The organism is Nostoc sp. DedQUE05, assembly GCF_034530955.1.
Classification (GTDB): domain Bacteria; phylum Cyanobacteriota; class Cyanobacteriia; order Cyanobacteriales; family Nostocaceae; genus Nostoc.
Map to the genome: position 1 here is coordinate 58,622 of NZ_JAVRCB010000035.1, position 24,283 is coordinate 82,904.

The window sequence follows — 24,283 nt, forward strand, 5'->3', positions numbered from 1 at the left end:
ATCTCATCTTTTTAAAATTTGTGACAATATTCCGGTTTTTCGTTCGCAGTTATTGTTCAGAGCGTTAACCCAGCACAAATTAATTTACAACTGGTATATATTAGATGTTTTATCGAATTTGAATTTAACGATAGTTCAGTGTCGATAAACTATCTGCAACTTTAATTCATCAATAATCAATATTACCAAAAAAAGTATTAACTTTATTCTCGATCGCTAATTAATTATTTAGAATGAAACTTACCCTCAGAAATCAAAGAAATATTACTAGGTTTATTAAAAAGACAAGTTTCATCAGTATCGTTATATTGATGATTTTTGTATTAGTCGCTAGCAATGAGATTACCCACCACAAAGTTGCTATAACTGCTCAACCATTACAACAATGCTTGATTAATAATTCATTACCTTGTATAGACATCTCTAAAAATACAAGCTCGCAACCATTTATTCCCGATCCCAAATTAGATGCTAAACAGCGTTTTTTATCTGCGATCGCTAGAAAATTGCCTACAATTCCCCAGCTTGGTACTTATGAATATACTTTGCTACGAAGCTATGGTGCAGTATTCGTAAATCCCGATATTCAAATTAAACTACCGCCAAAAAATATCTTTGTTAATGAACAAGAAACCCAAGAGTTTCAAGCTACTTTAACAATGGGTCATGTTGATGGCACTAACGACTGTTATTTACAAAAATCGGCGGCTGATGCTTTAAATAAAGCGCGAGTACAACAACAAATTCCGCTAAAATCTGGTTATGGCTCTGGTGATTGCACTCGCACTTTCAACACGAATTTAAGATTTTGGCACAAGTATGCTAACGATCGAGTTTTAGCAAAAGTTCAACAAGGTAAAGAAACAAAAATTCTCGGTTTAGTTGCCCCTCCCGGAACTTCACAACATCTCTGGGGATTAGCCATTGATTTACGCGTAGGTAGTAAAGAGCAAAGAAAAGCTCTTAATCAAAATGGTTGGTTTCAAACTGTAGAAAACGATGTTCCACATTGGACTTATGTGGGTTTATCTGAAGATAATTTATCTTTGTATGGTTTTAAAAAACAAGCTATTAGAGGCATTACTTATTGGATCACGCCGCTTTAATTGTTCAATAGTATGAAAACTTGGGAATACTAAACTTAAATCTGTATTGTCAGGGATTTAGCTATGCCAAATGAAGCTGCTAACCAGGAGCAAGACTTTCTAATTGATTTATTGAGAGCAACTTATCAAAATCAGGAAGTATATCCAATTCTGCAACATAACTTAAGTAAACTCAACGATGATTTAGCTTTAAAGTTGCGAAAATGGGTAAGCGATCGCTTTGCTAAAGAACCTGCCATTGCTATTAATTTAGCTAGAGTCATTATCAAACTGAGTACCATTATTCAAGAGTTTGAACAAGGGAACATTGCTAGTAATTTAGAAATTGCGATCGCAGGTTATGAAACAGTTTTACAAGTGTGTACGCGTGAAGCTTTTCCCAAAGAATGTGATATCGTTCAGCAAGCTTTAGTAACAGCTTATCAGCAACGCCAGTATATTCTCTCCAGAACCATTGGGGAACTTCGGGAGCAGACTGTCCAAACCCAGAGTCAGATTAATACATTAACTGAGCAGTTACAAGAAGAATTACAACAAGCAAAATTACAAGTTAATGACTTAACAACAACAATTACGGAGTTAAAACAGGAAACGAGTAGTTCAGAGTCAGTGCCAGAAATAACGTCTTTAATTGCTGAGTTAAAAGAGTTAAAGCAGCGTCAGATTCGTGTAGAGCAGTTTACTTCCACGGCTCATACTTCACCTAATATTGGGCAGTTCAATACAGCTATTTTTTATGATATTGAAAATTTAACAATGGGTAGAAGCAACCCTAACCTAAATTTTTCTCTTAAACAAATTCAAACAAATCTAGAAAATACTAACTTAGTTAATAAAATTGCTATCCAATGTGCTTATGCCGACTGGAGTGATTCTCGATTAAGGCTACTCAAGAATGAAATTCAAGAACTTGGCATCGAAGCAATTCAAATTTTTGATTACAGCCATAAACGGAATGCAGCAGATATGCAACTAGCCATTGATGTTATGGAATTAGCCCAGAGTCGTCCTACGTTGCAAGTTTTCGTTATTGTATCAGGCGATGGTGCATTTGCCGCTTTAGCTAAAAAGCTCCATGAGTATGGAAAAACTGTAATTGGATGTGCTTACGAAGGACAAATTAATCGTATTCTCAAGTCTGTTTGCGATCGCTTTATACCTATACCTGCTCCCCAGGTAAAAATAGTGGATATTCCAACTAATGAAGTAATTAGCGAGAGTTCATTAAATGATGATATTTTAGTAGTAACGAAGAAAGCTTTAGAGGAATTGAAGCAGAATATTGAGCAATTAAGTCAGTTGAAACAAGGTGGTATTCCTATATCTCAAATTCATAAAATATTGAGAGAGAAAATTCCAGCCTTTGACCAAAAAAGAGAAAAGCATGTTGAAAAACTGACAACTTTTTTGAAAAAAATTATTGAAGGAACAAATATTTGTTTATCGATTGAGAACAATAAATTAATTTTGAGAGAAACGTTAACTATAGGCTATAATGGCTCATCAAATAAAACTTTGAATAGTGATAGCTCTTATTTAATGACTAAAGTGCTTACTACAAACTCAGTTAATCAGTCATAATCCCGCTTGGCACTTTTTTATCCTTAGCTCCGTTCTTCAACTCTTGCAAAAGTACTTTTTACAAGAGTTGAAGAAAGAGTATGCTATTGACGACTGTTATTCATTAACAATCGTAAAGCCTTCATAATCAACGACTCCGCTCACAGCATTTGGTAAATTAACGTTACCAAGTAAGGTGGCGGTTGCAAAGCCAGCGCCATTAGTACCTGTGGCACTACCTAAACCTAGACCTGATGCAGCAAGTTCATCTTGGTAGCCTGTGATCTCATAGACAGCGCCAGTTTCCAGCCAACCCAGCAATCTTTGAGAACCGAAGTTAGTAAATGACAACCCAGAATCTGCGTTGACATTCAGAGCTTGTCCTGAAGGAGTTCTTAGAGTAATCGGTGCAGATAGTTCACCAGTGAGTAGATCGACTTTGTAAAGCTGGTTTCCATCTCCATCATTAGTCCTGAAATCGCTAGCAAGAGCGCGAGTTCTACCAGGATTGAGATTGTCGATAGCTAATCCATCGGCAAATTTTCCAGGATTGGTAGGTTGAGTTCCTTGTCTTTGTGCAGTAGTAGTAGGTGCGCCAAAGCCGTCTACAAGGCTAATAGTTCCAGGGGTAGCTGTAGTAATTTTATAAAGAGAGCTTCCTACTGGCCCATTTGCGGGATTCGGATTCCCTGAAATGTTGTATAGAACAATTGGTTGAGCAGCTACTGAATAGTCACGTCCAAAGTCAGCACCTGACTCAAATCCAAAACGACGTAGGTCAGATGATGTACGGGTTGGTGAGGTCGTGGCTGGAGCAAAAGGCTGATCTACATTATTAACGACAGTAACAGTTGGATCGATTGGTGTTGTAGCACCAGTAACGCGTGCTTCGTTAACCGCACCTACCCTTCCGGTACGAGGGTTAGTTCCCAAACCTTCTAAATCGGCGGTAGTAGCAGTAGCTGGAAGATTGACTGTACCTACTCTTGTAGGAGTAATAGAACCTCCAGGCCCAGAAGGGATCGAAAAGCGGTAAACGTCAAGCTGCTTGCCATTACTAGCGTTGCCGTCGCGGTCTTCTCCAATGGTATAGCCGTAAAGAGCCATGAGAATTTTCCCCTTATTCAAACTGTAAAACGTTTGGGAACACTCCAAATATGCAAACTGCTACCTGACTAAAAGCTAGTACAATACAAACAAAGCTAACTTTCCCAGGCTGAAAATTTAGATTAGTCTGCGTTATCTTACTTTGCTTATATAGCCGAGAAGTTTGCAAAACTGAAATAATACTAAATTTTTGACTGTAAACAGGTTAGGACAACTTAACTCAAGATTGTTGTAATTACTATTTGCTCAATCTGTAAAAGTAGGAAGTGTGAGAACTTTATGTCGGAGGTATAAATCTCAAAACTACATTTATTTACACACACTTACACACATTTTTTTGGAACAGATTATTTCCAAATTTAATTACAATTAACCAAAAATTAAGTATCTTTAATTTACAATTTGAAGTCAAAAGCTTAGGTTATAACCTTTATTTGAAGTTCTCTTAGTAACAGTATATTTGACTAATGTTAAGAAAATTTTTTCTAATCATTAAGGTTTAATAGCACCTTGGTTAAGATTTAGTAGTTGCTGAGTAGTTTCACTCGACAATCTACTTTTTAGATGGGAGCATCCCAAATGCGCAAGTTTATTTTTATACGGAATTTTGGCTGAGAATAATAATGAAATAATGATCCGCCTTCGCGTTCTACCAATTCACAAAAAATATGATATAGATGCAAACCATAAAACCTATGCTAATTCTCACTTTCTTAATGCGTGAATTTTGAATTTTGAATTGGTATTAGCGTCTCCCCTTGGGAGAAGGACGTCAAGAGCGCCAAGGAAAGAGGTTTTTACAGGGTTTTTGTATCAGTCCTGTATCTTTTGGCAAAATTGGTATGCTCCCTTTTATATTGTTTAAACAAAGTAAAAATAATTGGGACACATAAATATAGAAGTAGATTTTCTGTTTCTGAAACTGTTATTGATTAACTGTGATTTTGCATAAACTAATTAATTTTATAGCTATTAAAAGATTTTTGCTGACAAGGCGATCGCTTTGAAAATCTTCATTTTGAAATACCTGAAGCAGCAATAATTAAATAATAGTTTAAAGGCAATACAAAAAATAAAGTTTCATGTTTTACCTTTTCCCTTTCTCCTGATTATTCCAAAAACCTCATATTTTTTTGCCAGAACTAAATCAAACTTTTGCTAAAGCGGAAACGCACAGCATAAAGCCGGAGACGTTTCCACTACTCCGGACTTTTCTTCATATATTGCAACCTAGATACAATTCAATTGCTGCTCTAGTTTCAGTTACCCTGAAAGTGGATTTATTATTATTTCACTTCGCTGGGTTCAAATTTAGTTACCTTACCTTTCTTAATCGCTACAATCACATCGTAATGCGAACAGTAAGCAAATGTGACATCATTAGCTTTGTTATAAAGGTTTACTACATGACCTGCACCGCCTACCTGGATACCGATTGGTTCCAAGTCACCAAAGAAGAAACGACGCAGTTGATCGCCACTACCAATTTGACCCTTACTCTTAGTAAGCAAGTCTAATTTTTGTGCTACAGACATTTCTTCGGCTGCTGATGCTTGCACTAATGACGGATTGATCGCCTTTAATGGTACGTCCCAAACTGTGAAAAAACCAACCAAGGCTACACTTGTAAGTAAGGGTGCGAGTTTCATTTATTACTTCTCTTCTTTGTTTTATCCTGAACATCCCAAGCATCTCAGGTGGCAGTGAGAGCTTATTGAAACTAAGCCACTATTTTCATGAATTTATCCTTTGAGAAAATTTAGTCAATTCTCAGCATTTTCTCAGCTAATCATGGCTGCTCAAAGTCACAGGAGAACTTAAGTATTTTCTCAACAAAACCTCATTTTGAAGTGCGTAAGGATAACTTAATATGATGAGCAATGCTTTCATTGCAGTGATGTTATTGTGACTAGAGCCAAAAGACTACATCGCCAAATCCATAGAATTTCGGGACAAACATATCTCTGGCTAGCAATGCTAATTTTTGGAGCATCTAGTGCTGTTACTCGGAAGCTAACAGAAATTGGCACTCAACATTTGATCGGCAACCGCAATCCGATTTCTTTATGTAATGTTTTATTCGTGGGAAACCTTTGCGCTTTGATACTTCTGATCCTAATCTATGGGCGGCAGTGGAACAAAGCTAATTTGAAACAACTCTCAAGGAAAGATTGGGTCAGTCTAACAGCAGTAGCTATTTTATCAGGAGCGTTAGCCCCTGGCTTAATTTTCCAGGCATTGGCACTCACAGGGGTGAACAATGTCATCTTGGTGGGACGTTTGGAACCGCCTCTAACTTTGGCTTTATCAGTCTGGTTATTGAAAGAACGAGTAAATATTTGGGAATTTATTGGTGCGATCGCAGCTTTTGTTGGCGTTATCCTAACTATTATCCTTCAACCTCCAACAGAAACCATGATAAACATGGGAGGTTTCAGTTTAGGTATAGGGGAACTTTTAGCCGCAGCTGCATCTGTGGCCATAGCCGCTTCTACGATTATTAGCAAGAAACACCTTTCGCAGATTCCTTTGGGAATCTATAGCATCTTTCGGACTGCACTAGGAACTGTAATCTTTTTCTTTATTGCTTTAGTCCTCTATGGCAAGGATCATTTCGCTGATGTTCTCTCACCATTCTTGTGGCAGTGGATGTTTCTCTATGGCGGGTTGATTGTGGTGGTAGGCCAGTCTTTTTGGGTTAAAGGCTTGAAAACTTCCACTGTATCTACAGCTTCCTTAATTAGCTCATTTGGCCCAATCGTAGGAATTATAGCAGCCTATTTAATTTTGGGTGAAGCCCCTACTCAAGCTCAATATATTGGCGGTAGCTTGATTTTAGGAGGTATATTCTTGAGCCAAGTTGGTACCAGGCGTCAGACTGCTAGCGGCAAGGTAAATTCTACTCCAGCAAAGCAACAGGTAGAAACTGGTATGGGATTCAAAGGGATTTAAAAGATAAAAATTCTAGATCGCTAAAGACGTGATTTATCGCCGTCAAGACAATGTCGCGTCTTTTGTCTTGACGGCGATTTATCGCGTCTGAATATTGTAGAGACGGCGCATCGCGTCTCTTACCTTAACCGAACAGTATTGCAAGTAAACCACCCATCCCAAATAAATGAAACCCTGGCGGTATATAAATTACAAATTACAAATACAAATTACGAATTCTGCACAGAGGTACTAGTATGTCAAAATAAAAATACCCGATACATCAAGGTGAGCGATCGCTCCCAAAGCTAGATTAAAGGATTGACCTGAGCAATGGCAGACCCAACCAATCACAATCAAGCGGGAGAAGTAGCTCCCAGCACTGTTGACAAGCAAGCTCCCAGTGTAGCTGAAGAACACGCTCCTAGTACAGACTCACCCGAAGCCACAGATATTCCTACTGCCAACGCGCCAGATCCTAAAGCCGCAAACCCCGAAGATAATCCCAATGCTGCCAAACCAGCTGCTGCATCACCCAAGCGAGAAAAACCCGCCGCCGCAGCTAAAGCCGCAAAAGCAGAAAAACCCGCCGACGACGACGCAACAGAAGAAAAACCCGCCGCTAAAGCCCCTAAAAAGGAAAAAGCCCCAGCTGTTGAAAATAAGCCATTTGTAGAGTTCATTGAGCAAGACTACTTGCCAGCTTTACAAAAAGCGATCGCTCAAAAAGGTGTAAAAGATTTACAGGTGTCTTTTGCCAAGCAGAAGATGCCAATCACTGGCTTTGAATCCGCCGAAGAATGCTGGCAAATTATTGGCAGTTGGTCAGAAATCGGTAAGCGGCAGTTTAACCTGTACTTCCCCGATGAAGATATTCAAGGAAAAAAGGGATTTTCTTGTAATGAAGGTAAAAAACCTAGCACTCTTGAGTCATTCTTAATCGATGAGCGCAAAATTACCCTCGATTTGTTGGTATATGGCTTAGTTCAGCGCTTGGACGGTCAAAAGTGGTTAGGTAGAAATTAGTCATTGGTCATTGGTCATTGGTCATTGGTCATTGGTCATTGGTCATTGGTCATTGGTCATTAGTCATTAGTCATTAGTCATTAGTTATTAGTTATTGGTTTTTAACAAATGACAAATAACAAATGACAAAGAACAAATGACAAAGGACAAATGACAAAAGACAAATGACAAATGACTAATAACAATTAAAGCTCGTGGAAATGGTAAGTAACGGCTCCAGTATTGGGGTCGTTATCAATTTTTACATAACCTGATTTGTACATCTCTTTGAGACTAGCTTCCACTTCAGCAAAGCTGGCTCCTGTAAACTTTACGCCTTGAGTGACAGTTAAAATACCACCCTTGTTTTCCGCCGCTTCAATCAGTTTCATCATGAGTTGGTTGCCTGTTGGTTGGTGGACTTGAGAAGCAACTACTACTTGATTCAACGGCACACCAAAGGGAGATACACCCGCTTTTAATCTCAAGTTATGTTCGTATTCGTCAACTATGTTGGGGATAAAGAACAAATCCACGAACTGCCCTATACCAAACACACCACCAGTCAACAGCCATAACAAACCAGTTCCGATCTTGCCATTGTAGAAACGCTGCAATCCTCCTACCCCAATAAATCCGACTGCACACAAGATATAAGAGACAAGAAGTCGGTCTTTATGCTGCTGATTGTTTTCAAGATTCATCTTGTTTTCAACCCTTTGGATTTACTCTATTGTTTAAGATGGTTTTTCGGACTGTTTTTTATACCAAGTGCTAATAGCTAGACTTACATCTTGCACCAGTTGCTTTCTAACAATTTTCATCATAGACACTGCTGTTCTGATTTGAAGTTGTGGGCATTGTCTAATCTAAAATTATTGAAAAAGGTGCAAAAAATAACTAAAGTACTTAGATTTTTCAGTAATTATACTACTCATGAATTGTTAATTTTAAGCTATCTAATGTATTAATAGAACCCCATAAATTTATTGTAGTAACAACCAGAGAAAATTACTGAGATAGTAGTGCTTTGAAAATCAAGAGGTAAGTGCTACTCCACTTCAACGAGATAATGCTGCTTGCTGAACTATATTTATTTGACTACCAATCCGCGATTTTTGATTCCGCAAATATGGAATGATTGTTGCAACTCTTAATGTTTTGCTTAGAAATTTCTCACCCGCACCTTGGTAGACTGAACTTTATACAATTGGATTATTGTGGGCTGTTACGGTTTGCCAGAGGATTTCTGGTGAGGCAGTCCGGTCTTCTCCCAAAAAAGAGAGACTAGCGCCAACGGGGTTTCCCCATGAGGAACTGCCGTTACCGTGGCGGTAGAGACGTAGGAACGTCACCCGAAAGGTCTACTTAAGATAATAAAGACGAAAGAGAAATCAAGACATGGTAGATTCCCTCAAAAAACCAGGCTTTGAAGAAATCCGGCCAGGGATTAAAGTCCCGGCAAAAGAAACCCTGTTAACACCTCGGTTTTATACTACCGATTTTGATGAAATGGCCCGGATGGATATCTCCGTCAATGAAGACGAGTTACAAGCCATTCTCGAAGAGTTCCGCACTGACTACAACCGCCACCACTTTGTTCGGGATGCCGAGTTTGAACAATCCTGGGATCATATTGACGGGGAAACTCGCAAGTTGTTCGTTGAATTTCTAGAACGTTCTTGTACGGCAGAGTTTTCTGGCTTTTTGCTGTATAAAGAACTTGGTCGTCGCTTGAAAGGCAAAAACCCCGTCTTAGCAGAGTGTTTTAACCTGATGTCACGGGATGAAGCGCGTCACGCTGGCTTTTTGAACAAAGCTTTGTCGGACTTTAATCTGTCCCTAGATTTAGGGTTTTTGACTAAGAGTCGCAGCTATACCTTCTTTAAACCGAAATTCATCTTCTACGCTACTTATCTTTCTGAGAAGATCGGTTATTGGCGCTACATCACCATTTATCGCCATTTAGAAGCACATCCTGAAGACCGGGTTTATCCAATCTTCCGGTTCTTTGAAAACTGGTGTCAGGATGAAAACCGTCACGGCGATTTCTTTGATGCGGTCATGAAATCCCAGCCGCAAATGTTGAATGATTGGAAAGCACGGCTGTGGAGTCGGTTCTTCCTGTTGTCGGTATTTGCGACCATGTATCTCAATGACATCCAACGCAAGGACTTTTATGCCACCCTGGGATTGGATGCGCGAGAATACGATATCCATGTAATTAAGAAGACCAACGAAAACGCAGGTCGGGTATTCCCACTGATGCTGGATGTCGAGAATCCAGAGTTTTATGAACGGTTGGATGTTTGTATAAGCAATAATGAGAAGTTGGGTGCGATCGCTAACTCTAGTACTCCCAAATTCCTGCAAATCTTCCAAAAACTGCCGCTTTACATCTCCAACGGCTGGCAGTTATTGCGGCTGTACCTCATGAAACCGATTGATACTGTTTCTGCTCAAGGGGCAGTTCGTTAATTTATAAAAGCTTTGTGAAAACTTTGGTGGTTCTGCTGGTTGCAGAGCCACTTTTTTTGTCCTTTTTCAAAGCCAATGATTACTGATATGTCAACCAATTATTAGTGCGATCGCTAATTTGCTGGCAGGCAAAAATCGGATCTGATGAAAAAATTAGTTTAAGATAAACTATGACCAAAAATCCCCGCTTAATTACATAGTTCCAGTTTTGGGTAGTTTTACTCTGTACAATTTATATCAATACAAATAGATTAAAAAGGTAGTTACTATTTTAGTGTTTGTGATGTTAAAAAATAATTTTACAGATTTTTTAGGGTATATTTTTGACAATTCGGACGTTAGAAAAAATGTAATAGAAATAACTATTAAATATAAAAATGAACCAAAGTTAGGATTAGCAAAGATTAAAGACATCGCTAAGATCGAGAACTATAATATTACCGAAGAAGAGATAACAGCAATTACAGTTGACTTTTTAAAACTCAAATACGAACCAGGAAATATTATCACCACTTATAGAAAAGAAGATAATGACCCCTTAGAGAGTCAGGTCAGGATATCAAAAACTTTTGATCAACTCGATTGTGAGGTTTTAGAAAGTTTAGATCAAGATTTTATCAAAAATTTATACTTACTTGATGTAGGTAATTTTTTTGGCTTAGACTTCAATAAAAAGACTTTCCCATCTTCATCTGTTCAAGCTGCCAACTAACACTATAAGATATAAGCGTTAATTATTAATCTACGTTGAAACCCGTATTCCTTGGTAGAGATGCGGGTTTTCCATTGATAACCAATGCTGAACACCCAACATCTAAAAACTGGCAACTACGCAGCTATAAGCAATGTAGCCACCATGTGACAAAATGAGGATTTTGCCCTGACAGAGGTGAAAGGTAAATCTTTGCATTTATCATGGGTAGTTTGATCTTATCAATTGACCTCTTCTAGAGTGAATCCCACTCTTGCTTGCTCCTGGTAGATTAGTGAGTATTGATAGGTCTTTTTTGTAAAATAAGGGTGATTGTAAGGTGACGTAGTACATTTGAATTGAAAGTGTTAGTGTGATCGCCTTTCTTATCACTCCTATAAAAGTATTCCCAAATAAGTACCAGCCTGTAACACTCATGACTTGTTCACAGGTGCAATGGCATCGGTAATGAATAAAAATAAATCAGAATAATTTTTTATGAAGCTTCAACCTCTGCGAAACGCGCAATGGGCAGACCAAAATATTCCTGAGTCAATGAATTTTACTTTTTACTCAGCAATATTTTGGTGAGAAAGGTTTTCGTGAGTTTCTACGGATATAACAGAAGCCGACATTAGGATACACTGGCTTTTGAATACACCGGAAGTTCATCAGCGACTTAGTTTGTCGCTTCTGGTGACTTCCTTCCTAGTATCCTATTGCTTTTGGCTGTATGAAACTTACTCCAATCTACGGTAAGTCTCTCTGAAGAAGGTTTTTAGCATCTAAAACGACTGCCACTGTTTTGAGGCTATAGCCTTAGAATATTTACAAGCTTTACTTACGAATTAGCTCTCTCTAGATAAAAGTACCATTTTTGCTGTGTAAGCTGACATTCTACCTGTTTCATCTAGATTTGTGTAGCTTATTAACAAATCAACGGATTCATTAATATTAAGCCTGCTTTACTATTTAGTTTCTTAGCCCGACCTATTAGACAGCTAGAGTGTTCATTTCACTTTGTTCAATAGCTTTTAGCCCTTATCGCTCCCATGCTGACCCATCACCGCAAGCCCGTGTGCTTATCACTTATTTCCACTGACCTACCGATCTGGTCTGTTGTCGAAACTGCCGCGACATTGTATCAAAAAGATACCAATCGATTCCATTTACTGATGACCGCACCGCCTTTAATTAGCTGCGAAGTAGAGAGTGTCATAAGTCCAGAAGACACACTTCCCCAAAGTAAGAGCAAAGCTTATGCCCCTAACAGTCCTAGAATTTTATGGCTGGAGATTTCCCCTTATCGAGTCATCATGACTATGCAAGGTAACGCTCAAGTGAGTTATCGTCACTTTTGGGAACAGGGCGTTTATGGCATTAGTCGCTATTGGTTGCCAACTGAGTCATTGCAACCTAACGATCCGATTCGTTTACGAAATTTTACTCGTAGCTTAACTCTCAGCGGACATCCTTTGCCAGAAAATTTGCGGCTGGAATATGAATTGTGGGCGGAAAAAGTCCAATTAGGATGCTACATACTGAATTTGGAAATTAAACATTGATAGGTGTGGGGAGTGAAGAAGATAACAGGGTACAGCTTACAGGGTATAGATTATTCCCTATCACCTGCACCTGTCACCTCTCCCCTAATCTCAATGCCCAATCTTTCTTAACCAAAATAACTGGGTTGGTTTCCTGGTTTCCATTTAATATTGCAACCAACACTCGGCTTTTGCTCACTTGTAACAGGTTTACCCGCTAGCACTGCTTCAATAGCTGCGCGTAAATCTGCACCTGTTACAGGTTTACCGTTACTGGGGCGGCTATCATCTAATTGTCCCCGGTACACAAGTTGGCGTTGATCATCAAATATAAAAAAATCTGGTGTGCAAGCTGCTGTATAAGCCTTCGCCGTTTCTTGGCTCTCGTCGTAGCATAAGGTGAAATTAAACCCTTGTTCTGTAACAAATGCTTGTAACGACTCTGGCGCATCATCTGGGTAATTTTTTGCATCGTTAGCACTAATAGCAACGATCGCTAAATCACTTGTAAAATAATCTCTTCCTAACTGCACTAATTCGTTTTGGACGTGTTTTACAAACGGGCAATGCCGACAAATAAACATTACCAACAGTGCTTTTTTATCTGCAAAGGTAGAAAGTGAAGTTGCTTTTCCAGATACTACTTCCGGTAGATTAAAATCTGGCGCTTTAGTGCCTAGCGGCAACATAGTTGAAGCAGTTAAAGCCATAGTTCACCCAATATTTTTACGCTGATAATTAACGGTTTTTGTTATCAGTATATTTTCACTCTAGCACTAAGTTTTCCATAAAATAAGAGACGGTAAATTTACCGTCTCTGATGATTTTTTGAGAGTTATGTTAAATAAATTAGTTTTTACAGACTTGCCAAAACACCAACAATACCGTGTCCTGTGAATACTTCTAATGCTATCAGAGAGACAAAACCAATCATTGCTAAACGACCGTTGAGCATTTCTGCATAAGGAGTAAAACCAGTGCGATCGCCTTGCTCATCTATATATACTTTTGGCTCGATCGCAAAGTTGTTCAGTTTGCCTTGGTCGTCAATGATAGCAGTGCTTGTACGCATGGGGTTTTTCCTGTCTTCTGTTTATGTAAATAACTGTAACAAAATTATTAATATTTGTAAAGTATATTCATCTAATCGACTAGAAGTCCAAGCCAGAGAAGAGATATGATGATGAATCGAGTTCAAAGCCATGTCTAAGTACTCTGTCTAAGCAATCCCAGTCACCAATCCATTCCCCAACAGCTAATGCATCGATTTCGAGTAGAGGTTATTGCCAAAACACCAAATCCGCAGCAGGTGATTTATGCCGCGATGCACCAGGACTATACCGATGGGTTCGTGTTTGATGAGCGCGACTCCTGGCCCTCGGAATCACAAAGCGGCGAAGTTATTGTTAAGCGGCTTTTAGCGGGTGAGAGGGGACACTATGGGCCTTTAGAGCATCCCCAGATTGTTTTTAATTGTGGCTACTTTCCCCACAGTGTGATGCAGCAGGCGCGGACTCATCGCGTTTCTGTATCATTTGATGTACAATCTTTTAGGTATACAGGCAACCAATTTATTGACGTAGTAGAAGGTAAGAAAGACATAGAAGATGTTTTTTATCTACGTCCTGTTGGTTATTACACTGATAGGCAAGGTAAAAAGTATCACTATTCACTAGAGCAACGAGCAGCAGATTTGGAGTGGTGTTTAGAAGCAGCTAAACGATATAAAGCTGATTTTGAAGCGGGAATGTCTGAAGAACACGCTAGAGGTAAAGTGCCTTTTGACTATCGCCAGCATTTTGTAGTTAGTTTCAATTTAAGGTCTTTCTTACATTTTTGTGACCTGAGAAATAAGAAAGATGCTCAACTGGAAATTCAAAAGTTGTGTGAAATGATGTGGCCTCATTTTGAAGATTGGGCACCTGCGATCGCACACTGGTATGAAAAGCAGCGTCTAGGTAAAGCCAGGTTAGCACCTTAGATAATGGCTGAAAGTTGACACAATTTGCGGTAGGATAAGCCGAAGCGATTATCCTCGGAGTTATTGGGTTTGATTTCGGGCGATCGCATCTATTTTTTTTGATGAACAAAACTGTCGATATTAGCACTAAAAAATTAATCAGCCTTGCACCAAATAATTGGGCAAAATGGGTAACAGGAATTCCCGACATTGTTACAGGCGAAATCTTAAATACAGAATTCCAATGGATTAGCCGACAAAGCGATGTTGTAATTCAGGCTGAAAGTCCCCAATATGGGAAATTTCTCATCCTCAATGAGTTACAATTACGCCACACATCAGAAATGCCGCGTCGGATGCGTGCTTATGCGGCTCTTGCGGAAGAGAAATATAAACTACAAACCTACCCTGTACTGATTAACATTCTCAAAATCAGCAACAGTGAAATACCTACAAGCTTTGCATCAAATTTTATCGGTTTAAGAGCAATTCAAGATTACCGCGTAATCAATCTCTGGGAAGTTGATGTAAATATTGCTTTTGAGACGCCGTTACCGTCGCTGCTTCCCTTTGTACCAATTCTTAAAGGCGGAGAAAACGAGTCTACAATTAGGGAAGCATTGCGAATGCTACGTGCTGATGAGCAATTAAATCAACTTGAGACAGTTCTGGCATTTTTTGCAACCTTTGTATTAGAAAGTACTTTAGTTCAGGAAATCATGAGGTGGGATATGACAGTCTTAAGAGAGTCACCTTGGTATCAAGAAATTTTACGTGAGGGGCAAGCACGAGGAGAAGCAGAAGGAGAAGCACGAGGAGAAGCAAGAGGAGAAGTACGTGGAATAATCTCTAGTATCGAAACAAGTTTAGAGGCGAAATTTGGCAGCGATGGTTTGGAGTTGATGTCGCAAATTTCGCAAATTTCTGACTTAGAGCAATTGAAAGAGATTTTACGCAGGATTGTTGTAGCAAATACAATTCAAGAGTTACAGAATGTTTTGTAGGATAAAGCGATCGCACCAACTCCTGCCTGAGAGCTAGAATATGATGAAAGTTTAGACTATAAAATTTTCGAGTTATTACACTTAAAATTTTAATGAATGTCTGCAAGAGATATTTTCCATAATTTAGTTAGATTGGCTTTGCAAAAAGATGGCTGGACAATTACACACGATCCACTGTCTATTGATTTAGCAGATGGACAATTGCAAATTGATCTGGGTGCAGAACGGTTAATCGCTGCCCAAAAACAAGACGAAATAATTGCTATAGAAATCAAGAGTTTTGTTGCTCCTTCTGCAATTTAAGAATTTCATACAGCTTTAGGACAATGTTTAAATTATCGAGTTGCACTAAAACTAAAAGAACCAGAGCGAGTTCTCTATTTAGCAGTTCCGCTAGCAACTTATGAAGATTTTTTCTCACGGCAATTGCCACAACTGAGTATTCATGAATATCAATTGAAACTGCTAGTATTTGACCCGGAAAATGAGGTAATTGTACAATGGATAAACTAGCAAAGTATAGACAAATCATCCAGCAAGTTTTGACAATTCATGCTCAGATTAAACCTGCCTATGGTGAAATCGAACGACAAACTATTTTTGATGTGCAACAAAATCATTATCAAGTTGTGAATACGGGGTGGGAAAATCGCCGTCGAGTTTATGGCTGTTTAATTCATCTAGATATTCGAGATGGTAAGATTTTGATTCAGTATGATGGGACTGAGATTGGCGTGGCTAATGAATTAATAGAGTATGGTATTCCTAAGCAAGATATAGTGCTGGCTTATCAGCCTCCTTATATGCGAAAGCTGACAGAATTTGCAGTGGGATAAAGCAAGCGATCGCACTTTGATTTTTGGGTATGATTTAGAGCGATCGCACAATAGTTAGCAAAGCAGGATCTAAGTAAGGCAAGATTAGTTTCTTGTCACTTAGACTTTAGCTAGAGTTACAATCTCTAGCTGATCCTGATATTTCCCCTGTCTTGCTTCATAACTAATAGCGCAGGGTTCGCCTTCTAAAAATAGCAATTGCACCACTCCTTCATGAGCGTAAATGCGACAGTCTGCGCTAGAAGAATTGGAAAATTCTAAAGTTAAATGACCTCGCCATGCAGCCTCAGCAGGCGTTAGGTTTGCTATTATGCCACAACGTGCATACGTGGATTTTCCAATACAAATTACAGTAATATTCTCAGGAACCTCTAGTTTTTCTAGAGCAACCCCAAGTCCATAGGAATGAGCAGGTAAAATAAAATAACTGCCATTAGCATCGGTATGCAGTGCTGTTGGCTCCAGATTTTGAGGATTAAAGTTTTTGGGATCGACCACAGTTCCGGGAATGTGACGAAAAATGCGGAACTCGGCCGAAGAAAGGCGTATATCGTAGCCATAAGAAGATAAACCGTAGCTAATTACATGTTTAACTGCTGCCGATCCATCTTTTTGCACTTTTCGGATTAAACTTGGCTCAAAGGGTGAAATTAAACCCTGTTGAGCCATTTCAGTAATCCAGATATCGTTTTTAATCACAACTTCACAGCTAATTCAAACGGAATTACTAGGATATCCTGAATTGAGTCTTTTGTTTAAGGTCGATAACTCCGACGGATTTCTGTAATTTGATCTGCTACATCTAAGAGGGATTTTGGCATCTCTGGCCCTGTGAGAATAATATCGACGTGGGGAGGGCGTTTTGCCAAAAACGCTAAAACTTCTGTTTCAGGAATTAAACCAAAGTTAATCGCTAAACTTAACTCATCTAACACCACGAGAGAATACTTACTCGCACACACAACTTGTTGTGTATACTGCCACAGCTTTTGTAAGGCTTGATTTTCTGTATCGTCTAAATGTGGTGTATCGATACAACGAGGCAAATCACACCGAATCCAATCTAAATTTTGTCCTAATTGTATAGGTCGATCTTGTCCTTGGCGGATACCTCCTTTGAGAAACTGTACTATTAATACTGGGGTTCCTTGTCCAGCTATTCTCAGTGATTGAGCCATCACGCTCGTAAAAAAGTTACGATGTGAGCTAGTGAAAACTTGTACTAGACCTTCAACTGGATATGGTAGAGTTAGGGTTGAATTGATACTTTGAGTTTCTAGCTGGGCAACCATAAAGTTAAGTTCAAAAAAATACAATAAGTAAAGGGTTATTACTGGCAGTAAAACTGACAAATTTGCCTGTATAATCAATCTGTTTTTCACAGGTATGGTGGATTTGGCAAATTGCATTCTTAGTCAACACTAGGTTTGTATTGAAGTCAAGAGTTCTGCTTGATTTACAGCAGATTTCAGGTAAATGAAGTACATAGACAAAACCCGAAAGCCTGTAGAGACTTTGCATATAACGTCTCTAGATGTAGTTTATAAAACCGCTAACTGCTGTAAGTTTTCGTCTTTTCTCTGTAATGAGTTGTAAAAATGAAAACATAAAATTTTTAATTCCAATTATTTAAAAAAGCTAGGCACAACGCCTAAAAATCGCTAAATGTTAAATTTGTCGGTTGTTTGGGCAAAACAAACTTAGCTAGTAGTGAATTTGACAGGATGAGGAGTAAATCGTTGTGAGATTGGTGATTCTGGGAGGTTCAGGATCGGGGAAAAGCACTCAAGCACAGAGGCTTTGCAGATACTTTGATATTCCTCTGATTTCCACAGGTGAGATTTTACGAGAAGCAATATCTGGCAATCAGCCCCTGCCGGAATTTCGATGGTTGGAAGCCGATCCCCGGACTTCTCTTTCGGTTTACGCTAGCTTGAGTGAACTAGGCTACCACGCACGACCCTACATGCAAAAAGGGGAGTTAGTTCCAGACGAAATGATCATTGAATTGATCCGAATTCGCCTCAGACAACCAGATATTAACTGCGATTGGGTGTTAGAAGGCTATCCCCGTACTGCCTTCCAAGCTGAAGAATTAGATTTTTTATTGGATGATTTAGGGCAAAAGTTAGATTGGGCAATTTATCTCCAAGTCCCGGAAGCAGTTATGGTTAGTCGATCCTTGGGGCGATCGCTACCAGATGACCAACCAGAAATCGTGCAGCGCCGTGTAGAATTATTCTACGATCGCACCATTCCCATCCTAGAATATTACGACCGTCGTCGCTGCCTGTTGACCATCAACGGCGACCAGTCACCAGAGATGGTACAGCAAAATATTTTGACTCTGCTTTCAGTTCCTTAGAAGAGGAAGGGGGCAGGGGAGCAGGGGAAGCAAGGGGACAAGGGGACAAGGTGACAAAAGTTTAGAACTTACAACAAGTCTTTCCCCTTGTCCCCAATTCTCCTTGTCTCCAAGTCCTCTTTCCAATGCCCAATGCCCAATGCCCAATGCCCAATGCCCAATAACACTAAGGTAATCTTAAGGCAGTATTGTAAAACTTGAGGCAACTCCAATGGCTTGGCAGCGTCCTGACGGTCGTCTTGCTTACGAACTACGTCCGATTAGCTTTCACCCCAGTTTCACCCGCTTTGCCCCCGGTTCTGTTCTCGCAAGATGCGGTGATACTCAGGTACTTTGTACCGTTAGCGTTAATAAGGGAGTTCCGAAGTTTCTTGAAGGAACTGGTAAAGGCTGGTTAACTGCTGAGTACCGAATGTTACCATCTGCTACCCAAAAACGCCAAGAAAGGGAATTATTGAAATTATCTGGACGGACGCAAGAAATTCAACGTCTAATTGGACGTAGCTTACGCGCCGCAGTGGATTTTGAGGCACTGGGAGAACGCACGCTGACTGTGGATGCTGATGTGTTGCAAGCAGATGCCGGAACTCGGACAACAGCTATTACAGGCTCGTTTGTGGCGTTGGCTCATGCAATTTCCAAATTGTTGCAAGAAGGCGTGTTGGAGCGATCGCCTTTGTGTGGACAGGTAGCGGCAGTTTCCGTAGGATTACTGGAGAAAGAGCCATTTTTGGATCTAAATTATATCGAAGATGTGGCTGCAACAGTAGATTTTAATGTGGTGATGAATCAACATCTGGGAATCATTGAAGTCCAAGGAACAGCCGAAGAAGGCAGCTTTAGCCGCACTCAGTTGGATCAACTGCTAGATGTTGCCCAAAAAGGAATTCAGGAATTGTTAATTGCCCAACGTGAAGCGATCCCTGACTGGGAAACATTGTTTAAGATTAATTAGTTTTATTAATTTTTAATAAGAATTAATAAACGTATCCTTTGTGGCGTAAATCAACAAAGTATCAAGTAACTGGATGTAAATAAAAATAATCATGAGAGTGGTTAGTAGTTAGTACGACTCACTACTGACGACTTACCGTTGAAGCTGATAAGGAGGGTCTAAATTTTTCAAGCTTACTCAATCCATGATGTTAAATGTTTCAAAAGTTAAAAAGGGGGATTGTAATAAGTTCGGTATTGTATTGCCAGAAGCCAGCAATATCATGATGAAGCCATGAACAAAACTGTTGAAGTTCTACCGGATCAGCCGGCGCTGGTTACACGAGCGCTAGAATTAATTCTGTCCAAGTTAGAAACTGCCATTGAGCAACGGGGGCAGTTTACTATCGCCTTATCTGGCGGCAGTACACCTAAACCGTTATACGAAGCGATCGCTACTCAAAAACTGCCTTGGGATAAAATTCATATATTCTGGGGAGATGAGCGTTACGTACCACCAGATCACCCCGATAGCAATGAACTGATGACGCGTCGTGCGTGGCTAGATCGTGTTGACATCCCAGCGGCTAACATTCACCCCGTACCAACTTTAGAAGCCAATCCAGAACTGGCTGCTGCCAAGTATGAACAACATCTCAAAAAATTTTTCGATTCTTCTGGGGTCGAGTTTCCCCCCTTGGATGTAGTATTACTAGGAATGGGTGATGATGCACATACTGCGTCTTTGTTTCCCCATACCGAGGCTCTGAAAGTACGCGATCGCCTAGTTACCGTGGGTAATAAAGACGGAAACCCCAGGATAAGTTTCACATACCCCTTCATCAACTCTGCTCGTAGCGTGATTTTTCTGGTTGCTGGTGCTAATAAACGACCAGCTTTAGCGCAAGTCTTTGCACCTGTAGCCGATGACTTCACTTACCCATCCCGTTTAATTCAGCCCCAAGGAGAACTTTGGTGGCTGCTGGATGCGGCAGCAGGTTTGGAACTTCAACACTAAACTTGGGAATTGGGCATGGGGCATTGGGCATGGGGCATTGGGCATTGGAAAGAGGACTTGGAGACAAGGAGAATTGAGGACAAGGGGAAAGACTTGTTGTAAGTTCTAAACTTTTGTCACCTTGTCACCTTGTCCCCTTGTCCCCTTGCTTCCCCTGCTCCCCTTCCCCGTGTAAGAGTGTCCAATTTATTGTTCAATTAGCAGTAATTGCTAGAATCTAAAGCTAGGGCCGCCCTCTGCTTGCCAGTCCTAACTATATTTATGATGATCTTGAACAAAGGCTAAATATCGATGATCGTCTGCCCTAATTGCAATCATCCCAACCCTGATGGCGCTGTCCAATGTGAAGCTTGTTATACACCATTACCTGCGACTACTAATTGTCCCAGTTGTGGGGCAACTGTGCAGGCAGATGCTGCATTCTGTGGTCAATGTGGCTATAACCTTCACTCCGCAGGTGTTCCACACGTTCATCCCGCAGTAGCTACAACAGTTACTCCCGATATTCCCGTGGAAGTACCACCGTTAGTTCCACCCGATCCACTGTTAGAACTTTTACAACCAGATGCCTTGGGAGTGGGTGGTTCGACTAACTCTCATCCTCCCGAATCATCTTTACCACCAACAGAGATGGCAGTTCCCCCAGAACCTGTGCCACAGGTACCTGTTGCAAAAAGCAGTCCTCCAGAGCCAGCGTCATCCGTTGTAGGTCAACCCGTAGTCTCTGGACAAAGTAGTATTCCGACTCCACCACCAGTGGAACCAGTACCAGCCTCCCAAGCCGAAGTACCCCCGCCAGCAGCACCAGCACCAACTGCAACTGCTGCCAGAACGCAATTGCAGCAGGTTACAGCGCGGTTACTCCACGTTCAAAGCGATCGCTTAATTGAATTGCCGCAAAATTTCTCTGTGATTCATATCGGCAAGCCTAATGACCGGATTCCTCCAGATATAGATGTTTCAGGATTTCCTAATTCCGAAATTGTCTCGCGGATTCATGCAGATATTCGCGTTGAGGGAGATGCCCATTATGTAGAGGATGTGGGAAGTTCTAATGGCACTTACATTAATAATTTGCCACTTTTACCAGGGAACCGTCATCGCTTGCGACCAGGCGATCGCATCAGCTTGGGTAAAGGAGACTTAATGACATTCCTGTTTCAACTTGCTTAACTGATTAGCACTCAATTGTGACATCCGGTCTAAGTATTTTCTGCTCATCCTCCGATATCTATTTTGGAGGATAAACACTTGAACCGTATCATACAAGCGACGGATGGCTATGTTGTTCTTGATAGCGCCATAGTTTACAGCCGTCGCTTTGAGGTGCGAATTGTTGCATTCCTCAGTAACCCTAATACCTCAATAATTACATTAGGATAGATGAAAATATACTGTCAATATTAAATTGAAGGAATAATCTATAATCTAAAATCCCAAATTGAATGCCCCATGAATTAATCGGGATAATCTTAATTCCAAAATCTAAAATCTAAAATCTAAAATTGAGTAACCTATGAGCAAATCAAATAAAAATTTTGAAACCTTGCTGACAAAAGAAGCCCCGTTAGTTGTTGAACGTATGGGGCTAACCTGGCTAGTTGCAGCAGCGATCGCAACTGCTTTGTTGTGGCAAGTACCAGGAGGAGATTATATCTTATACCCATTTACAATTTTGGCAACTTGGTTTCATGAAATGGGTCACGGCTTAATGGCACTGCTATTAGGGGGACAGTTTCAGAAGTTGCAGATTTTTAGCAATGGTTCTGGTGTCGCAACTTATGGCCTCCGGTCGTCATTGGGGCCAATTGGCCCAGCAATCATCGCCGCAGCTGGGCCAATGGGGCCGCCTCTTGCCGGTGCAGCTTTGATTCTGGCTTCCCGCAGTTTTACAGCAGCAACCCTGTGTTTAAAAATTTTAGGCAGTTTTTTGCTGTTGTCCACATTAATTTGGGTGCGTTCCTGGTTTGGATTGGTTGCAATTCCCTTACTAGGTTTAATAATCTTGGGTATTTCCCTGAAAGCACCTCGCTGGGCGCAAGGGTTTGTCATTCAATTTCTGGGCGTACAAGCTTGTGTAAGTACGTACCATCAACTTGATTATCTATTTAGTAGTTCTGCTGGCCCCCTTGGAATTTCTGATACAGCGCAAATGCAGCGATATTTGCTTTTACCTTACTGGTTTTGGGGCGGGTTAATGGCGATCGCATCTCTGGTGATTTTAATCCAAAGTCTCCGCGTTGCTTATCGTTCGGAGTAACGAGTTAGAAGCACCATCAAAAGGCGATTGAATCTTTAACTCAAAGAATTACCGAACATCAAGAACATATTAGACTGGAATCAGAAAAGAGTTTTGCTGACGAAGGTCTAATTAAGCATTTGGAAAAAGAGATTCGTGCTTTTGACAAGGCAATCCAACAAGCACGTAAAAGATTGGGACAATAACTAAAATATGCAGATTAGCGATCGCCCTCTTGCAGTCACCAATTCAACCTTCAGTACCTTAATTGCTGAATTAGGTACAGAATGCCTAAAAGTACAAGCCTTGATTAACCAGTTACAGTTAACTAGTTTAACTGCTAACCAACAAGCTGAAATTCTAGCAGAACTCCTAGCTGCTGCGGTTCATCTGTATAATCATTGTGACGAAGATTTTCAAACGCTAATTACTGAAGAAATGGAAAATTTGCCTGATGATGAGGATTAAAGAAGAATTCCGAAGTTAGGAGTCAGAATTAAGAGTTTTTATCAGTATAATAGCCTGGATATTGTTAAAAAATTCGCCGCTAATAACTCTTGCCTTCGCGGTTTGATACTCTAAACATGTCCACCCAACCCATAATTCAAAGCATATACACCGATGGTGCTTGCACCGGTAATCCTGGCCCTGGCGGTTGGGGTGTTGTCGTCTACTTCAGCGACGGCTCAATCCACGAAATGGGCGATGCATCCCCTCATACCACTAATAATAAAATGGAGATGCAAGCTGCGATCGCCGCCCTTCAATTTCTGCAAACATCTCAACAAGCCCAACCCATCACCCTTCATACCGATAGCGAATACCTGATTAACTGTGTTACCAAGTGGGTGAAAGGCTGGAAAAACAAAGGCTGGAAAAAGTCAGATGGTAAACCCGTCCAAAACCAAGACCTTTTAGAAACCTTAGATGAACTCAATACCCAACAAGTAAAATGGCAATACGTTCGGGGACATTCTGGTAACATAGGTAACGAACGTTGTGATGCGATCGCTCGCAGTTATGCCAGTGGCAAAATCCCTTCGCTACAACAATTATCTTTCACAGATTTTCATAAATCTTTACCTTCCCAAAATCAACTAAATGTAGCAAAAGTAGCTGATTATGAAAAAAACTCTCGAATAATTAACCAAAATCCCCAACAAATCAGTACTTTTGCACCAGAAATAACCTTTATGGAACCATTAACTGGGCCAACTGCGGCCGTGACCAATGAAAAACCGCCAGAAATGAGGGTTTCGCAACTCCGCAGCTTGGTCGAAACTCTGCGTATAGCTGACGAAATTTCTGAAAAAGGCTACTTAATCACCAGTTCTGAGTTAGCAGACTTGATGGATGTCCACGCCAGCGCTGTCACCAGTCGTGGAGATCAATGGCGCTGGCGAAATTGGATAGTGTCACGGGTACGCCGTGAAGGAAATCAAATTCTTTGGGAATTGGAACGCGGGGATCAAGTAGGAGGTGAAGAGGAGTAGGGAGTGAGCAGGG

The 24,283-nt window shown here is 40.4% G+C and carries 26 protein-coding genes and 1 pseudogene; 19 read left to right on the forward strand and 8 right to left on the reverse strand.

Annotation, left to right across the window (positions count from 1 at the left end; genetic code table 11):
- The first annotated feature begins 233 nt into the window (after positions 1–233).
- Both RMZ42_RS23825 and RMZ42_RS23830 read left to right on the forward strand, forming a co-directional pair.
- Complete coding sequence (locus tag RMZ42_RS23825) at positions 234–1,106, forward strand: D-alanyl-D-alanine carboxypeptidase family protein (RefSeq protein WP_416211833.1); 873 nt, start codon at positions 234–236, stop codon at positions 1,104–1,106.
- 63 nt (positions 1,107–1,169) lie between these two features.
- On the forward strand, positions 1,170–2,687 hold the full coding sequence (locus RMZ42_RS23830; protein ID WP_322673739.1) for an NYN domain-containing protein: 1,518 nt from the start codon (positions 1,170–1,172) through the stop codon (positions 2,685–2,687).
- A gap of 96 nt (positions 2,688–2,783) precedes the next feature.
- On the opposite strand, the gene RMZ42_RS23835 is transcribed toward RMZ42_RS23830, so the two are convergent.
- Together RMZ42_RS23835 and RMZ42_RS23840 are read right to left on the reverse strand one after the other, a co-directional pair.
- Complete coding sequence (locus RMZ42_RS23835; protein ID WP_322673740.1) at positions 2,784–3,773, reverse strand: water stress protein WSP1; 990 nt, start codon at positions 3,771–3,773, stop codon at positions 2,784–2,786.
- A 1,286-nt stretch (positions 3,774–5,059) separates the two neighbouring features.
- A complete protein-coding gene (locus RMZ42_RS23840) occupies positions 5,060–5,422 on the reverse strand; it encodes a hypothetical protein (RefSeq protein WP_104906199.1) in 363 nt (120 codons plus the stop codon).
- Positions 5,423–5,678: 256 nt separating this feature from the next.
- Here RMZ42_RS23840 and RMZ42_RS23845 point away from each other — a divergent pair, with 256 nt between their 5' ends.
- Positions 5,679–6,725, forward strand: a complete 1,047-nt coding sequence (locus tag RMZ42_RS23845) for a DMT family transporter (RefSeq protein ID WP_322673741.1) — start codon at positions 5,679–5,681, stop codon at positions 6,723–6,725.
- Positions 6,726–7,037: 312 nt separating this feature from the next.
- Entirely contained in the window at positions 7,038–7,730 is a 693-nt protein-coding gene (locus RMZ42_RS23850; RefSeq protein WP_322673742.1) for a DUF2996 domain-containing protein, read from the forward strand.
- Between the two features lie 185 nt (positions 7,731–7,915).
- Here RMZ42_RS23850 and RMZ42_RS23855 read toward each other — a convergent pair whose 3' ends face one another.
- Positions 7,916–8,413, reverse strand: a complete 498-nt coding sequence (locus RMZ42_RS23855) for a TM2 domain-containing protein (protein ID WP_322673743.1) — start codon at positions 8,411–8,413, stop codon at positions 7,916–7,918.
- Positions 8,414–8,911: 498 nt separating this feature from the next.
- Positions 8,912–9,064 (reverse strand): hypothetical protein, encoded by a 153-nt coding sequence (locus RMZ42_RS23860; protein ID WP_322673744.1) that lies wholly within the window; start codon positions 9,062–9,064, stop codon positions 8,912–8,914.
- 46 nt (positions 9,065–9,110) lie between these two features.
- Between RMZ42_RS23860 and acsF the strand changes: the two genes are divergently transcribed.
- The 3 genes from acsF to RMZ42_RS23875 all read left to right on the forward strand — a co-directional run bounded on the left by acsF (position 9,111) and on the right by RMZ42_RS23875 (position 12,443).
- A complete protein-coding gene (gene acsF, locus RMZ42_RS23865) occupies positions 9,111–10,187 on the forward strand; it encodes a magnesium-protoporphyrin IX monomethyl ester (oxidative) cyclase (protein ID WP_322673745.1) in 1,077 nt (358 codons plus the stop codon).
- 283 nt (positions 10,188–10,470) lie between these two features.
- Entirely contained in the window at positions 10,471–10,899 is a 429-nt protein-coding gene (locus RMZ42_RS23870; protein WP_322673746.1) for a hypothetical protein, read from the forward strand.
- 1,031 nt (positions 10,900–11,930) lie between these two features.
- Positions 11,931–12,443: a hypothetical protein gene (locus tag RMZ42_RS23875; RefSeq protein ID WP_322667238.1), complete on the forward strand. Its 513-nt coding sequence runs from the start codon at positions 11,931–11,933 to the stop codon at positions 12,441–12,443.
- A gap of 107 nt (positions 12,444–12,550) precedes the next feature.
- On the opposite strand, the gene RMZ42_RS23880 is transcribed toward RMZ42_RS23875, so the two are convergent.
- Together RMZ42_RS23880 and RMZ42_RS23885 are read right to left on the reverse strand one after the other, a co-directional pair.
- On the reverse strand, positions 12,551–13,132 hold the full coding sequence (locus tag RMZ42_RS23880; RefSeq protein ID WP_322667236.1) for a thioredoxin family protein: 582 nt from the start codon (positions 13,130–13,132) through the stop codon (positions 12,551–12,553).
- A gap of 146 nt (positions 13,133–13,278) precedes the next feature.
- Positions 13,279–13,494, reverse strand: a complete 216-nt coding sequence (locus RMZ42_RS23885; protein ID WP_094348273.1) for a chlorophyll a/b-binding protein — start codon at positions 13,492–13,494, stop codon at positions 13,279–13,281.
- Between the two features lie 186 nt (positions 13,495–13,680).
- Between RMZ42_RS23885 and thyX the strand changes: the two genes are divergently transcribed.
- The 4 genes and pseudogenes from thyX to RMZ42_RS23905 all read left to right on the forward strand — a co-directional run bounded on the left by thyX (position 13,681) and on the right by RMZ42_RS23905 (position 16,222).
- Complete coding sequence (gene thyX, locus RMZ42_RS23890; protein ID WP_322673747.1) at positions 13,681–14,403, forward strand: FAD-dependent thymidylate synthase; 723 nt, start codon at positions 13,681–13,683, stop codon at positions 14,401–14,403.
- Positions 14,404–14,504: 101 nt separating this feature from the next.
- Complete coding sequence (locus RMZ42_RS23895; RefSeq protein ID WP_322673748.1) at positions 14,505–15,386, forward strand: Rpn family recombination-promoting nuclease/putative transposase; 882 nt, start codon at positions 14,505–14,507, stop codon at positions 15,384–15,386.
- 96 nt (positions 15,387–15,482) lie between these two features.
- Positions 15,483–15,899 (forward strand): annotated as a pseudogene (locus tag RMZ42_RS23900) (XisH family protein).
- Positions 15,887–16,222 carry a XisI protein gene (locus RMZ42_RS23905; protein ID WP_322673749.1) on the forward strand — a complete coding sequence of 112 codons (336 nt, stop codon included), beginning with the start codon at positions 15,887–15,889 and terminating at the stop codon, positions 16,220–16,222. Before RMZ42_RS23900 ends, RMZ42_RS23905 begins: the two are co-directional and overlap by 13 nt.
- Before the next feature lie 99 nt (positions 16,223–16,321).
- On the opposite strand, the gene dcd is transcribed toward RMZ42_RS23905, so the two are convergent.
- Positions 16,322–16,891, reverse strand: coding sequence for a dCTP deaminase (gene dcd / locus RMZ42_RS23910; protein WP_322673768.1), 570 nt, complete (start codon positions 16,889–16,891; stop codon positions 16,322–16,324).
- Positions 16,892–16,977: 86 nt separating this feature from the next.
- Complete coding sequence (locus RMZ42_RS23915; protein ID WP_322667230.1) at positions 16,978–17,514, reverse strand: P-loop NTPase family protein; 537 nt, start codon at positions 17,512–17,514, stop codon at positions 16,978–16,980.
- A gap of 449 nt (positions 17,515–17,963) precedes the next feature.
- On the opposite strand from RMZ42_RS23915, the gene RMZ42_RS23920 reads away from it, so the two are divergent.
- The 8 genes from RMZ42_RS23920 to rnhA all read left to right on the forward strand — a co-directional run bounded on the left by RMZ42_RS23920 (position 17,964) and on the right by rnhA (position 24,270).
- Positions 17,964–18,587 carry a nucleoside monophosphate kinase gene (locus RMZ42_RS23920; RefSeq protein WP_322636905.1) on the forward strand — a complete coding sequence of 208 codons (624 nt, stop codon included), beginning with the start codon at positions 17,964–17,966 and terminating at the stop codon, positions 18,585–18,587.
- Positions 18,588–18,798: 211 nt separating this feature from the next.
- Positions 18,799–19,542, forward strand: a complete 744-nt coding sequence (gene rph / locus RMZ42_RS23925; protein ID WP_322673750.1) for a ribonuclease PH — start codon at positions 18,799–18,801, stop codon at positions 19,540–19,542.
- Between the two features lie 273 nt (positions 19,543–19,815).
- Positions 19,816–20,538 (forward strand): 6-phosphogluconolactonase, encoded by a 723-nt coding sequence (pgl, locus tag RMZ42_RS23930; RefSeq protein ID WP_322673751.1) that lies wholly within the window; start codon positions 19,816–19,818, stop codon positions 20,536–20,538.
- Positions 20,539–20,829: 291 nt separating this feature from the next.
- A complete protein-coding gene (locus RMZ42_RS23935) occupies positions 20,830–21,711 on the forward strand; it encodes an FHA domain-containing protein (RefSeq protein ID WP_322673752.1) in 882 nt (293 codons plus the stop codon).
- Positions 21,712–21,789: 78 nt separating this feature from the next.
- Entirely contained in the window at positions 21,790–21,921 is a 132-nt protein-coding gene (locus tag RMZ42_RS23940) for a hypothetical protein (RefSeq protein WP_322673753.1), read from the forward strand.
- A 133-nt stretch (positions 21,922–22,054) separates the two neighbouring features.
- Entirely contained in the window at positions 22,055–22,798 is a 744-nt protein-coding gene (locus tag RMZ42_RS23945; protein ID WP_322673754.1) for a M50 family metallopeptidase, read from the forward strand.
- A gap of 192 nt (positions 22,799–22,990) precedes the next feature.
- Positions 22,991–23,245, forward strand: coding sequence for a hypothetical protein (locus tag RMZ42_RS23950; protein WP_322673755.1), 255 nt, complete (start codon positions 22,991–22,993; stop codon positions 23,243–23,245).
- 116 nt (positions 23,246–23,361) lie between these two features.
- Positions 23,362–24,270, forward strand: a complete 909-nt coding sequence (gene rnhA, locus RMZ42_RS23955; protein ID WP_322673756.1) for a ribonuclease HI — start codon at positions 23,362–23,364, stop codon at positions 24,268–24,270.
- The last annotated feature ends 13 nt before the right edge of the window (positions 24,271–24,283 follow it).